Below are 14,682 nucleotides of genomic sequence, written 5' to 3' on the forward strand. Positions count from 1 at the left end.
CTACTATTACGTTCATTATATAATTGGAAAGAGGGGTTTTGGAAGATTACTGAAACTTTTTCATACAATAATTTTTAAAAACATCCCGGATAAATTCCGGTAGAAGATATTGTTTTTTGGCATATTTAAAGCTAGGGAAAAAATACCCGAATGTAAAGAGATCCAGTGTTGCTAAACGGTAGATCCGATCCGGTTCCATAAGTTTCCCGTTAATATATAATTCGCGCTGCTTCGTCATCTCAATACCATAATTCAATATTTTCCCGAAAATAACGCCTCTAAAGCCAAGACCTTTTAATTCAAGACGTGGCCAATCTTCGTTTTCGGATTGAGTAAAAATTTCTTTTAATTCATTACCTGTTATTTGCACAACACATATATTTATCGGATGGGGAAAAATTTTATGAATATCATATGTAGAAATTAGCCCTTTGCGTAGTGGTTCGACAAAAATTCCAGCATTGAACATGACACAATCCGCTTCTGTATAATCATACATACACTCTGCAAATAAATCCGATAATTGGGAACGATGGAACCATTCTTTATTGTAGGGTTTCGTTAATGTAAAAATAGGTTTTTCCAAAATAGCCTTTGCTTCTTTTTGAAGATTGGACAACCACTGTTCTTCTTCTTCAACTGTTGGTAAAAGAGCGTTTTCAAATAGGCGATCCGATTTTTCTACTACCTTCCGGGACGCGTGGTCAAATTCCACCGTTAACTGACCAGTATACTGGCCAAATTTCCCGCCTCCTGTTAAAAGGACGTTATTTTCCACTTGACCTTTTTCAAACACATGATGTGTGTGCGAACCGAAGATCACATCGATAATCGGACATTCCTGTGCCAGCAATTCATCTTCAGTTATCCCTAAATGTGATAAACAAACGATTATATCCGCCTGTTTTTTTAATTCAAAGGCCAGCTTTACAAGCTCTGTACGCGGGTTTGTTACGTTCCACCCAAGTTCCTTATAGAAAAGATCAAACGGGGCTGTCGCAGCTATTACGGCTATTTTCGTGCCGTACTGGGTAGTCAATATTGTGTATGGCTTCATCCAACTTGGATTTTCTTCTGACTGGGAATATAGATTTGCGACAACTACTTCGAACTGTGCGTCATCATATAATTGATAGAGCAAATTATAGGAAAGCGTTATACCTTCATTGTTTCCAATTGTCACAACATCATAATCAGCATCGTTTAACATTTTGATATTACCTTTACCTAGTGTTGCCTCTGTATATAAATTCGAACGATCCAAATGATCCCCTAAATCGACCAGAAAGCTCGTTTCGCCTTTTTCGGCCAGTATTTGACGTTGTATTTGAATAAACGACTGACTGCGCTTCCAGTACGTAAAATGACTATGCAAATCATTCGTATGGAATATATGAATTATTTCTCGCACTTTTGCATTGCCACCTCACTCTTCGTTATTCTTCAAAAAGACCTAATTGCTTTGGTGCTAAACCATCAAATTCAAGATCAAGAATTTGCTGCATTCGTTTTGCGTTTTTTGCGGCATGCCCTCCGGAATTATTATTAAATAATACGAAGACATGTTTTGATTGGCGAGCCAGAAATTTTATTTCTTCTGCAAGTTTTTGCAGTTCTTCTTCATTATAATCATATAAAAAACGTACTTTTCGCCAGTTCTCTCCATGGCCTATATTTCGCCAGCCATGTACATTGCGCCCATGGATACGTATGAGCACTTTCTCATCAGTAGCAATTGGAACAAAGGGGACCGAGCCGCTTCCTGCTTGCGGTTCATCACAGACTGTATGAATCAATTGATGGTCTCTTAAAAATTGCACTGTCTTCTCTCTCATTTGAGGGCTGTACCAAGTTTGATTGCGAAACTCAATAGCAATAGAATACCCTTGTAATTGTTGCTTTATATATCGGATATATTGAACATTTTTACCTTGGCAGTCAAACCAAGGAGGAAATTGAACAAGAACCATTGCAAGCTTACCATGCTTTTTAAATGTATCTGCACAATTCCGGAATGCGTTGAACATATCATTTTTCGTCTCAAATGGCAGTTCATCGCGTAAATGACCTGTCATGCCCTGATAAGCCTTCACGACAAATTGAAAAGTATCCGGGGTATCCTTGCACCATTTCTCAACATTTGCCGGTGATGGTATTGCGTAAAAGGATGTATCTAATTCTACGACAGGGAAATGCCCGCTATAATCAAACAATTTATCTTTTGCGGCAGTAACTTCACTATATACTTCCGGGTGATCTCCCCAACCAGTTAAGCCGATTGAAATCATCGTTCTTCACCTCTCTAGCATTGTATAATACCTTACCCGTTTCGATGTTCATTCATTGCAAAACACTACATTTCCTATCATAATAATAGAAAAAAGGAGGACAAGTTTATGCATATTTTACAATCAACTGAGGAATTTGAGCAATTTAAAAGCAGTACAGCCGTAATTTTCGAATTTACAGCGGACTGGTGCGGGGATTGCCGTTTTATTGATCCGTTTATGCCGGAAGTTGTAGAAAAATTCCCGGAGTATACATTTGTTAAAGTAGACCGCGATAAGTTTTTAGATTTATGTATTGATTTAGGAATTATCGGCATTCCTAGCTTTTTAGCTTATGAAAACGGCATCGAGCTTGGACGTTTCGTCAGCAAAGACCGTAAAACTCAACAGGAAATTGAAAGTTTTATTTCTAATTTAAAATAGAAAAAGCTTCAAACGCATTAATAGTCGTTTGAAGCTATTTTAATATTATTTAATAATACCTTCATGCTCTTCATTTTTCATAACCTTACCGTTCTTCTTTTCCCCTAAAGCCCAAAAAGTGAGTACTACCGCAACTACCACTACAGTACCAGGAACCCCTAAAGCTATTGGCCAAAATAAGTTTTCCATTTTGTCGCTCCTTTATATCATTCTCTAAATCCATTATTCCATCTAATACAATTATTGTAAATGAATACTCCACGCTTTCTGAAATCTTTCTAGTAAACCTTTGTATTTCTTCACGAATTCAACACAATTATATACAAAAAAAGCACCTGACTCCAACTTAGGTTGGAGACAAGTGCCTCATAGATTATTATCCGATTGAACCTTCCATCTCGAACTTGATTAGACGGTTCATTTCTACTGCGTATTCCATTGGTAATTCTTTTGTGAAAGGCTCGATGAAGCCCATTACGATCATTTCTGTCGCTTCTTCTTCAGAAACACCACGGCTCATTAAGTAGAATAATTGCTCTTCAGATACTTTTGAAACTTTCGCTTCATGCTCTAAAGATACATTATCATTTAAGATTTCGTTGTATGGAATTGTATCAGAAGTAGATTCGTTATCCATGATTAATGTGTCACATTCGATATTCGAACGTGCACCTTTTGCATTTTTACCGAATTTTACTTGACCCATGTAAGTTACTTTACCACCTTGCTTAGCAATCGATTTAGAAACGATTGTTGAAGATGTGTTTGGTGCTAAGTGAATCATTTTCGCACCAGCGTGTTGGTGTTGGCCTTTACCTGCAATGGCAATTGATAATGTCATACCACGTGCACCTTCACCTTTAAGAATACAAGCAGGGTATTTCATCGTTAATTTTGAACCGATGTTACCGTCGATCCATTCCATTGTACCGTTTTCTTCAACAACTGTACGTTTTGTAACAAGGTTATAAACGTTGTTTGCCCAGTTTTGAATCGTTGTGTAACGGCAGTAAGCGTTCTTTTTAACGATGATTTCTACTACAGCCGAGTGTAGAGAGTTTGTTGTGTAAACAGGCGCTGTACAACCTTCTACGTAGTGTACAGAAGCATCTTCGTCTACGATGATTAGCGTACGCTCGAATTGACCCATGTTTTCAGAGTTAATACGGAAGTATGCTTGTAATGGTGTATCTAATTTAACGCCTTTAGGCATATAAATAAATGAACCACCAGACCAAACTGCAGAGTTTAATGCTGCGAATTTGTTATCTGTATAAGGGATTACTGTACCCCAGTGTTTTTTGAAGATTTCTTCGTTTTCTTTTAATGCTGAGTCAGTATCTTTGAAGACAATCCCTAAATCTGTAAGGTCTTGCTTCATATTGTGGTAAACTACTTCAGATTCATACTGAGCAGATACACCTGCAAGATATTTTTGTTCAGCTTCCGGAATACCTAATTTATCGAATGTCGCTTTGATTTCTTCAGGTACTTCATCCCAAGAACGTTCTGTTGCTTCAGATGGTTTTACGTAATACGTAATTTCATCGAAGTTTAATGATGCAAGGTCACCACCCCATTGTGGCATTGGCATTTCATAGAATTTTTCAAGAGCTTTTAAGCGGTAGTCAAGCATCCACTGTGGCTCTTCCTTCATACTTGAGATTTCACGAACGATATCTGCTGTTAGTCCACGTTCAGAACGGAAAATTGATACGTCCTTATCATGGAAGCCATACTTGTAATCGCCGATTTCAGGCATTTTTTTAGCCATGTTGTCTCCTCCGTTCATCTAATGAGAAGTGCTAAAATGTGCATGACACACACTTTAGCCTTACTACTATTTATTTCTTTTCGTTGTTAACGCCTTTTTCCATTGCTTTCCAAGCTAATGTAGCGCATTTAATACGTGCCGGGAATTTTGCAACACCTTGCAGTGCTTCGACATCCCCAAGATCATATTTTTCATCGTCAAAGTCTTCGCCCAGCATCATTTTCGAGAAAATATCCGCCAATTCCAAAGCTTCGTCCAATTTTTTGCCTTTAACGATTTGAGTCATCATCGATGCTGAAGACATGGAGATTGAACAGCCTTCTCCATCGAACTTTGCATCTTCCACGACACCATCGTTCAGCTTCAATGTTAAATGGATACGGTCACCGCAAGTAGGGTTATTCATATCGATTGTCACACTGTTTTCTTCAAGAGCCCCTTTGTTACGAGGGTTTTTATAATGATCCATTATTACGGAACGATAAAGTTGATCTAAATTATTAAAAGACATCGCCAAAATACTCCTTCGCTGAGCGCAATCCTGCAACTAAACGATCAACATCTTCTTCATCATTATACATGTAGAAGCTTGCTCGAGCTGTTGCTGTTACTTGAAGCCATTTCATTAAAGGTTGGGCGCAATGATGTCCCGCACGAACTGCGATGCCACTCATATCCAATACTGTCGCTACATCGTGAGGATGCACGTCATCAAGATTGAATGTCACGACTCCGCAACGTTTCATCGGGTCACGTGGACCGAAAATCTGAAGACCATCAATCGTTTCCAATTGATCCATTGCATAGCCTGCCAACTTATGTTCATGCGCTGCAATATTGTCTAAACCGATTTCCTCTAAAAAGTCGATTGCAACACCTAAGCCTATTGCACTTGCAATAATTGGTGTGCCGCCCTCGAATTTCCACGGTAACTCTTTCCATGTTGATTCATATAAACCTACGAAATCAATCATTTCTCCGCCAAACTCTACTGGTTCCATTTCTTCAAGAAGCGCTTTTTTACCATATAGTACCCCAATACCAGTAGGGCCACACATTTTATGTCCTGAAAATGCCGCAAAGTCAACATCCAAATCTTGAATATCTACCTTCAAATGCGGAGCTGCCTGCGCTAAATCCGCAACAATTACCGCGCCATTTTCATGAGCAATTTGTGCAACTTCTTTAATCGGGTTAATTGTACCTAATACGTTCGAAACATACATCATAGAAACAATTTTCGTTTTTGGCGTTATTGTTTCACGTACTTTTTCTAATGAAATTGTACCGTCTGCTTCCAGGTCGATATATTTCAATACCGCCCCTTTTTCTTTTGCAAGCTGTTGCCATGGAATAATGTTTGAATGGTGTTCCATGTACGTAATGACAATCTCATCACCTTCTTGCACATTTTGACGACCATAGCCTGCAGCAACCGTATTAAGTGCTGTTGTTGTACCACGAGTGAAAATTACTTCTTGTGTTGAACTAGCATTAATGAATTTACGAACTTTTTCACGCGCACCTTCATAAGAATCCGTTGCACGATTTCCAAGTGTATGCACACCTCGGTGAACATTTGAGTTATCTAAATTATAGTAATTTGTGATTGCTTCAATTACTTGAATCGGCTTTTGAGATGTAGCCGCACTATCCAAATAAACTAAAGGATGTCCATTGACTTCCTGATTTAAAATTGGAAAATAACTTTTAATATCATTAGGTATCATTATCGAACTTTCCTTTCGATAACCTCCGTCAGCTGCTTTTTAACGCCTTCGATTGGCAATTTAGCAACAACTGGCGCAAGGAATCCGTGAATTACAAGGCGCTCTGCTTCTGCTTTAGAAATACCACGACTCATTAAGTAGTAAAGTTGAGTTGGGTCAACGCGTCCAACAGATGCAGCGTGTCCTGCTGTTACATCGTCTTCATCAATTAAAAGAATTGGGTTTGCGTCACCGCGTGCGCCTTCAGAAAGCATAAGTACGCGAGACTCTTGTTCTGCATTTGCTTTTGTACCACCATGCATAATATGACCGATTCCATTAAAGATTGACTGTGCTGAATCTTTCATTACACCGTGTTTTAAAATTTGACCGTCGGAATTTTTACCCCATTGACGGATTAATGTTGTGAAGTTAAGTTTTTGATCTCCGCTACCTACAGTTACCATTTTGAAATCTGAAGTAGAGTTATCGCCAATTAAGTTCGTTGTATTTTCATAAATTGTATCTGAGTTTGTCATTAATCCTAATGCCCAGTCAATTTTTGCGTCGCGCTGTACATGTCCACGGCGGTTTACATAAGCAGTATAGCCATGAGCCAAGTTGTCTACTGCACCGAATGTTACTTGTGCATTATCTTTTGCGATTACTTCTGTTACAACGTTTACTTGACCATGTGCTTCGTCAAATGTAGAAATATAAGTTTCAACATAAGTTACAGCCGAAGATTCTTCAGCTACTACTAACACGTGGTTAAATAATGAAGCTTCTGCATTGTCATTTAAAAATACAACTTGAAGAGGTGCTTCAATTACAACGTTGCGTGGAACATATATGAAAATACCACCATTTACTAGTGCTGCATGGTAAGCCGTTAATTTATGCTCATCCACTTTTACAGCAGTTGTCATAAAGTATTTTTCCACTAAATCTTTATGATCGCGGATTGCTGTTTGGATATCTGTGAAAATTACACCTTTGTTTTTCAGTTCATCTGAAATTTTAATAAACGCTGGTGTGTTGTTGCGTTGGATATACAGGTTTTCTTGTGTTTCAGTATCTACTACTGATTTCACCTCTACAGGTAGCTCTTCCAAAGAATTGAATGGAGCACTTTCTACTGTATGGTTTGCGAAATCAATGAAGTTCCACTTGTTAATGTTCGTTCTGTCTGGTTTTGGTAAGTCAAGCGCAGCAGCTTTTTCCATTGCGCTCACACGGAAATCAGCAAATGATGCTGGTTCAGCATGTTTTTGCGAGAACGAGCGTACTTCTTCTGCTGATAACGCTAATTTTGTTTCAACCGTCATCTTCGTCGTCCTCCTTTATTATGCTTCTGTTACTTCTTCTGTATCTTCAATACCTAGTTCAGCTTTAATCCACTCATAACCTTCTGCTTCAAGGCGTTGTGCTAATTCAGCACCACCTGATTTTACAACTTTACCTTGCATCATTACGTGAACATGGTCAGGTGTGATGTAGTTTAATAAACGTTGATAGTGAGTGATCATTAAGCAGCCAAAGCCTTCGCCGCGCATTTCGTTAATACCTTTAGAAACTACTTTTAATGCATCGATATCTAAACCAGAGTCGATTTCATCTAAAATACCGAAAGTTGGTTTGATCATCATCATTTGTAGAATTTCGTTACGCTTTTTCTCACCACCAGAGAAACCTTCATTTAAGTAACGTTGTGACATTTCTTCAGGCATTTCCAGGAATTCCATTGTTTTATCTAATTCACGGATGAATTTCATTAATGAGATTTCTTGTCCTTCTTCACGACGAGCGTTAATCGCTGAACGTAAGAAGTCTGCGTTTGTTACACCAGGAATTTCAGATGGATATTGCATAGCAAGGAATAAACCAGCTTGTGCACGCTCATCTACTTCCATTTCTAATACGTTTTCGCCATCAAGGTAGATTTCGCCTGATGTTACTTCATATTTTGGGTGACCCATAATTGCAGAAGCTAATGTCGATTTACCAGTACCGTTAGGACCCATGATCGCATGTACTTCGTTTGTATTGATAGTAAGATTTACACCTTTTAAAATCTCTTTTCCGTCGATTTCAACGTGAAGATCTTTAATTTCTAATGTTGACATTAAATTACCTCCAAATATTCATTTGCATACTTTCTGTACGCCAAATTAAGTTCATTACCAATCTTACCCGAAATGAATGTTGGTTGCAAATAGTTTAGAATGATTTTAATTAAAAAATGTCTATCATTCTTGTAAAACGCTTTACTGCAGTTTATTTCTACTATTTAAATAGTAATAATTCAGCTTTCCATTTTTTCAATAGCAATCCATTAATTGAGAATCAATTTCACTTATTGAAATGATTGATTCTTCTTTTCTCCAAAAAAATATATAAAACACCATTCTGCTTTCAAAATGGTGTTTTATATCATCCTATTAACTTTTTACTAACATTTCATTTAAATAATAATGAACACTAGCAGCAACTCCGCGTCCTTCTTTAATCGCCCAAACGACAAGACTTTGGCCACGGCGTGCATCACCGGCAGCAAATACGCCTGGAATATTTGTTTCATAGTCTTTAACCGATGCACGGATGCGGTTATTCGTTAGTTCTACTCCGAAATGTCCAGGTGTTTCTTTTTCGGCACCTTCAAAGCCGATTGCGACAAATACATGCTGCGCCGGCCATACTTTTTCAGTTCCAGGCAATTCTTTAAAGTAATGAAAGCCATCTTCGCCCAGAATTTTTTCCATTTGAATAGTATGAAGCGCTTTTACATTCCCCTTACTGTCTTTCTCTATTTTCGTAGTTTGAATACAATATTCTCGCGGATCACGGCCAAATTTCGCACCAGCTTCGGCATAAGCATAATCCATTGTATAAATGTTCGGATCTTTTGGCCACATTGTTTCATCTGTACGTGTTGTGGCTTGTTGCGGATGTTTCCCGAATTGGTATACAGATCGGCATTTTTGGCGAAGTGCTGTTGCTACACAGTCAGCACCTGTATCTCCGCCACCAATTACGATGACATCCTTCCCTTCCACATTTAACGCCTGATTATCCGCAAAGTCGGAATCCAGCAGGCTTTTCGTAACATCCGTTAAATAATCCATTGCTAAATGAATGTTGCCAGCATCGCTTCCTTCTAAATGAAGTACTCTTTGTTTTTGTGCTCCCGTACATAAAATAACAGCATCAAAATCAGCTTGTAATTGCTCCTTCGTTATTTCTTTTCCGATTTCTGTGTTGGGCACAAAATCGATTCCTTCTAATGATAATAAATGGACACGTCTTTCAATCACATCTTTTTCAAGCTTCATATTCGGGATTCCGTACATTAATAATCCGCCAAATCGGTCGGAACGTTCGAACACCGTTACTGAATGACCTAGTTGGTTCAGTTGGTCTGCTGCTGCTAAACCTGCAGGACCCGAGCCGACAATCGCCACTTTAAAGCCCGTACGCGATGCAGGGATACGTGGTGTGATCCAGCCATTTTCAAATCCTTTATCAATGATCGTACGTTCAATCGATTTAATCGCGACAGCTGGATCCGTAATAGCAAGTGTACACGACCCTTCACATGGAGCAGGGCAAACACGGCCAGTAAATTCAGGGAAATTATTCGTCATATGCAAACGTTCCAACGCTTCTTGCCATTTCCCTTTATAGACTAAGTCATTCCATTCAGGGATGACATTTTGAATCGGACACCCTGCTGCAGTACCGCGAATTTCAATCCCCATATGACAAAATGGCGTTCCACAATCCATACAGCGTGCACCTTGTGTCTGTAATTTTTCATCAGATAACCTGCTTGCATATTCGCCCCAATTTGAAAGTCGCTCTAGTGGTCGTTGCTCCTGAACTTTCTCTCGTTTAAATTCCATAAAACCCGTTGCTTTTCCCATACTAGAAACCCCCTCTTATTTTGTGCTCACAAGCTTTTTCTGACTAGTCGTCACTTCCGTAAATGCCTGCATTGCTGCATCGTCTTTTGTAGAACCAGTTGCAGTGTAGTGGTTTATTTTATCAACCATAATTTTATAATCTGTTGGCACAACTTTAACGAATTTTGGAACAAACTGCTCCCACTTTGCTAAAACGTCCAATGCGTAGGAACTATCCGTTTCTTCCAAATGTTGAATAATTAATTGGCGGACAGATTCAATTTCCGCTGGGTCTGTCAGTTTTTCAAAGTGAATCATTTCCGTATTGCACTGCGCTTTGAACTTTTCCCCATCACTCGGCAGAATATAGCCGATACCACCGGACATTCCGGCACCAAAGTTTTGACCGACATCCCCTAATATAACGATTTTACCGCCTGTCATATACTCACATCCGTGATCCCCAATTCCTTCAACAACGATTTCAGCACCTGAATTACGAACACCGAATCGATGGCCAGCACGCCCATTAATAAATGCCTTACCGCTCGTTGCTCCATATAAACAAACATTTCCGGCGATAACGTTTTTCTCCTGTTCACCTTTAATCGGTGCAATCGCTGTCACTTTTCCTCCTGACAATCCTTTACCGAAGTAATCATTGACATCCCCAACTACACGCATCGACATTCCTCTTGGGATAAAGGCGCCAAAACTTTGACCAGCATGGCCTGTAAACGTTAAGTTAATTGTGTTATCCGGCAGACCTGCTTCACCGTATTTCCGGGAAATTTCACTGCCGACAATCGTTCCCATTACTCGGTCTGTATTTTTAATCGAATAATTTAACTCGATTCGCTCGTTTCCTTCGATTGCTTTTGAAACTTGCGGTAATAACTCTTGTAAATCAAAACTTCCCTCAATATTATGATTTTGCTGATGCTGTTTAGTGCGTGTTCCTTGGATTTGATGAAGCAGTGCCGTTAAATCGAGCTGACTTGCTTTCCAATGTTTTGCTGTGCGATCTGAAATTTGCAAAACATCTGTACGACCTACCATCTCTTCCACAGTACGGAATCCTAGAATACTCATATATTCGCGCATTTCTTCAGCGACAAAACGCATATAATTGACGACATGATCAGCTGATCCCATAAATTTCGCACGGAGTTCCGGGTTTTGCGTTGCTACACCTACCGGACAAGTATCCAGATGACAGGCACGCATCATGACACAGCCTAATACGATTAACGGTGCAGTCGCAAAACCGAATTCCTCTGCCCCTAAAAGTGCTGCCATCACGACATCTTTTCCCGTCATTAGCTTGCCATCCGTTTCCAATGTCACTCGGTCTCGAAGTCCATTGAGCATCAATGTTTGATGCGCTTCCGCTAAACCAAGCTCCCACGGTAAGCCCGTATGCTTAATCGATGTTTTCGGCGATGCCCCTGTACCTCCGTCATAGCCAGAAATGACGATGACGTCCGCTGCACCTTTTGCAACACCTGCAGCAATTGTACCAACACCCGCTTTTGCTACGAGTTTCACAGAAATTCTTGCATGACGGTTTGCATTTTTTAAATCATGAATTAACTGAGCCATATCCTCGATTGAATAAATGTCGTGATGCGGCGGTGGTGATATTAAACCAACCCCAGGAGTGGAACCGCGCACATCTGCTACCCAAGGATAAACTTTATTGCCAGGCAGTTGCCCGCCTTCCCCTGGTTTCGCCCCTTGCGCCATTTTAATTTGCAGCTCATCGGCATTCACTAAATAATGCGATTTCACACCAAATCGTCCTGATGCAATTTGTTTTATTGCACTGCGCTTGTTATCACCATTTGGTTCGATTGTAAAGCGGGCCGGATCTTCCCCACCTTCACCTGAATTCGAACGTGCACCTAGACGGTTCATCGCTACCGCCAATGTTTCATGCGCTTCTTTCGATAACGAACCAAATGACATGGCCCCTGATTTAAATCGTTTTACGATGGAATCCACTGATTCAATTTCTTCCATAGGGATTCGGCGTTCATTCTTTTTAAAGTCGAATAGATTACGTAAAAATCCAATTCGTTCTTCATTAGCCATTTCTGCATACATCCGGTACAATCCAAAATCATTTTTACGAGTCGCCCATTGGAGTGTATGGATAGTTTTCGGATTAAACGCATGATGCTCTCCGTCCGCACGCCACTGGAAATCCGAACCTGATTGCAGTTGGGCTGACATCGATTGCATCGCTTCCTCATGGCGGCGTTTTGCTTCTTCTCCGATTGTCTGTAAGTCAATGCCGTCAATTTGTGAAGCCGTACCTGTGAAATACTCGTCGATCACTTCTTTTGAAATCCCGACTGCCTCGAACACTTGGGCACCGCGATAAGATTGAACTGTTGAAATTCCCATCTTCGACATCACTTTAACGACACCATCCGCTGCACCTTTTCGGAATTTTTGAATCGCTTTTTCAAACGGTACAGATAAATGACCATTTTCAATTGCCTCATGAATTGTTGCATATGCTAAGTACGGGTGAATGGCGTCAACACCGAAGCCGATCAATGCAACAAAATGATGAACTTCCCGAACTTCCGCACTGTTCACAATAATGCTCGCCTTCGTACGTAGACCGATTCGCACTAAATATTGATGGATTGTACTCGCTGCTAGAAGAACGGGCATTGTTAACTGCTTAGCATCATCCATATAGTCAGACAGTACAATAATTGTCTTACCTCCAAAAATAGCAGCTTCCGCTTCCGTTTTGATTCGGTTAAGTTCACTTTCTAAATTTTCGGTAAATTTTAACGAGATTTCCGCTACTTCAAAATGTTCTTCGTTATTATTTACAATCTGCTCATATTCTGCAGTTGTTAACACCGGCGTTTTCAGCAGGAGGCGACGTGCATTTTGCGCATTCGGCTGTAATAAATCACCTTCCGCTCCAAGCAACGTCATTGTCGATGTCACGACATGTTCGCGAATAGAATCAATCGGCGGGTTTGTCACTTGTGCAAACAGCTGCTTAAAGTAATTAAATAATGATTGTGGTCTATCTGAAAGAACAGCTAATGGGGTATCGTTCCCCATCGAGCCAAGCGGATCTTTTCCTTCATTTGCAAGAGGTACAATATATTTTTGTACATCCTCAAATGTATAGCCGTGAATTTTCTGGCGTAATGTCAGCTCATTTATTTCAGGTAACTGCTCACTCTTCGATTCAAGTTTGATCATATTTTCTTCCAGCCATGCTGCATAAGGTTTTTCTGCTGCAACTTCGGATTTCAGCTCCGCATCCGAAATAATTTTCCCCTGCTCTAAATCAATCAACAGCATACGACTTGGACTTAATCGATCTTTATAAAGAATGTCTTCTTCAGCATAATCGACAACCCCAGTTTCGGAAGAGAAAATAACATGATCGTCTTTCGTCACATAAAGCCTTCCTGGACGCAAGCCGTTACGGTCTAAAATGGCCCCAATCTGTTTGCCGTCCGTGAAGCAAATAGCAGTCGGTCCATCCCACGGTTCCATCAAACTTGCATGATATTGATAAAACGCTTTACGGTCTTCATCAATGCGCGGATTTTCTGTCCACGGTTCCGGAATCATCATCATCGCTGTCTCAGCCGGTGAACGTCCAGCCAATACAAAAAATTCAAATGCGTTATCAAGCATTGAAGAATCAGATCCCGTTGTATCGATTATCGGTAAAAGTTTTTCAAGGTCCTCTCCAAACGCTTCAGATACGAACTGTTGCTCACGTGCACGCATCCAGTTAATATTGCCACGCAATGTGTTAATCTCCCCATTATGGATAATATAGCGATTCGGATGGGCCCGTTTCCAAGATGGAAATGTATTCGTCGAGTAACGTGAATGCACGAGTGCCAATGCGGATACGAAGCTTTCGTCCTGCAGATCCACATAAAATTCACTTACTTCTTCTGGTGAAAGCAATCCTTTAAATACAATCGTCTGACTTGAAAGACTTGGAATATACAATTCGTACTGCTGCTCTGTCGCCCAATGTTCGAGCTGTTTGCGAATGACATACAGTTTTCGTTCGAACGCCTTATTGTCGTTTTCGTTAGAACGAATAAATACTTGGCGAACAACCGGGGCAGTCGATTTAGCAATATCACTTAAATTTTCTTTATTTGTCGGAGCAGTTCGCCAGCCGATCAGTTGCTGATTTTCCTGTCCAATTAATTCATTCATCTTTTCTTCAATTTTTTGGCGTTCGTTTTCATTTTCCGTGAAAAAAATTTGTCCTACACCATATTCACCCATTTCAGGTAAATTAAGTTCCGCGCAGTTTTGTTGAAAGAAAGCATGTGGGATTTGAACTAACAGCCCTGCTCCATCACCTGTCTTGCCATCTCCGCCACGTCCAGCACGGTGTTCTAAACGACATAACATTTCTAGCCCTTTTTTTACAATCTGATGTGAAGGTATTCCTTTTATATTTGCATACATGCCAATTCCGCATGCGTCATGTTCAAATTCAGGATTATATAACCCTTGCGCTTCTGGTAACTGATGAAAACTCATATCCATTCCCCCTCATTCTTTCAATACCG

11 protein-coding genes are annotated in these 14,682 nt (G+C 40.1%); 1 reads left to right on the forward strand and 10 read right to left on the reverse strand.

All coding sequences use genetic code 11. The features are described 5' to 3' along the window. Positions 1-46: 46 nt before the first annotated feature. Together MHB58_RS15110 and MHB58_RS15115 are read right to left on the reverse strand one after the other, a co-directional pair. Positions 47-1,411: a bifunctional metallophosphatase/5'-nucleotidase gene (locus MHB58_RS15110; protein ID WP_339262833.1), complete on the reverse strand. Its 1,365-nt coding sequence runs from the start codon at positions 1,409-1,411 to the stop codon at positions 47-49. A 25-nt stretch (positions 1,412-1,436) separates the two neighbouring features. Next, a complete protein-coding gene (locus tag MHB58_RS15115; RefSeq protein WP_008408664.1) occupies positions 1,437-2,288 on the reverse strand; it encodes a DUF72 domain-containing protein in 852 nt (283 codons plus the stop codon). 69 nt (positions 2,289-2,357) lie between these two features. On the opposite strand from MHB58_RS15115, the gene MHB58_RS15120 reads away from it, so the two are divergent. Beyond that, on the forward strand, positions 2,358-2,711 hold the full coding sequence (locus MHB58_RS15120) for a thioredoxin family protein (RefSeq protein WP_420066685.1): 354 nt from the start codon (positions 2,358-2,360) through the stop codon (positions 2,709-2,711). Between the two features lie 45 nt (positions 2,712-2,756). On the opposite strand, the gene MHB58_RS15125 is transcribed toward MHB58_RS15120, so the two are convergent. From MHB58_RS15125 to gltB, 8 genes are all read right to left on the reverse strand, one after another. Beyond that, positions 2,757-2,900 carry a hypothetical protein gene (locus tag MHB58_RS15125; protein ID WP_014823035.1) on the reverse strand — a complete coding sequence of 48 codons (144 nt, stop codon included), beginning with the start codon at positions 2,898-2,900 and terminating at the stop codon, positions 2,757-2,759. A 187-nt stretch (positions 2,901-3,087) separates the two neighbouring features. After that, the gene (gene sufB, locus MHB58_RS15130) at positions 3,088-4,485 is read right to left on the reverse strand and encodes a Fe-S cluster assembly protein SufB (RefSeq protein WP_008408669.1); all 1,398 of its coding nucleotides are present in this window, start codon (positions 4,483-4,485) and stop codon (positions 3,088-3,090) included. A 70-nt stretch (positions 4,486-4,555) separates the two neighbouring features. Next, the gene (gene sufU, locus MHB58_RS15135; RefSeq protein WP_008408670.1) at positions 4,556-4,996 is read right to left on the reverse strand and encodes a Fe-S cluster assembly sulfur transfer protein SufU; all 441 of its coding nucleotides are present in this window, start codon (positions 4,994-4,996) and stop codon (positions 4,556-4,558) included. Continuing rightward, positions 4,986-6,215: a cysteine desulfurase gene (locus MHB58_RS15140; RefSeq protein WP_340735482.1), complete on the reverse strand. Its 1,230-nt coding sequence runs from the start codon at positions 6,213-6,215 to the stop codon at positions 4,986-4,988. Before MHB58_RS15140 ends, sufU begins: the two co-directional genes overlap by 11 nt. Next, positions 6,215-7,522 carry a Fe-S cluster assembly protein SufD gene (sufD, locus tag MHB58_RS15145; RefSeq protein ID WP_340735483.1) on the reverse strand — a complete coding sequence of 436 codons (1,308 nt, stop codon included), beginning with the start codon at positions 7,520-7,522 and terminating at the stop codon, positions 6,215-6,217. Before sufD ends, MHB58_RS15140 begins: the two co-directional genes overlap by 1 nt. Before the next feature lie 18 nt (positions 7,523-7,540). Then, complete coding sequence (gene sufC, locus MHB58_RS15150; protein WP_008408673.1) at positions 7,541-8,320, reverse strand: Fe-S cluster assembly ATPase SufC; 780 nt, start codon at positions 8,318-8,320, stop codon at positions 7,541-7,543. A gap of 315 nt (positions 8,321-8,635) precedes the next feature. Further along, positions 8,636-10,117 carry a glutamate synthase small subunit gene (gene gltD / locus MHB58_RS15155; protein WP_340735484.1) on the reverse strand — a complete coding sequence of 494 codons (1,482 nt, stop codon included), beginning with the start codon at positions 10,115-10,117 and terminating at the stop codon, positions 8,636-8,638. Between the two features lie 15 nt (positions 10,118-10,132). Next, positions 10,133-14,653, reverse strand: a complete 4,521-nt coding sequence (gltB, locus tag MHB58_RS15160; protein ID WP_340735485.1) for a glutamate synthase large subunit — start codon at positions 14,651-14,653, stop codon at positions 10,133-10,135. Positions 14,654-14,682: the final 29 nt, after the last annotated feature.

This window comes from Solibacillus sp. FSL K6-1554 (genome assembly GCF_038005185.1).
In the GTDB taxonomy this organism is placed as follows: domain Bacteria; phylum Bacillota; class Bacilli; order Bacillales_A; family Planococcaceae; genus Solibacillus; species Solibacillus silvestris.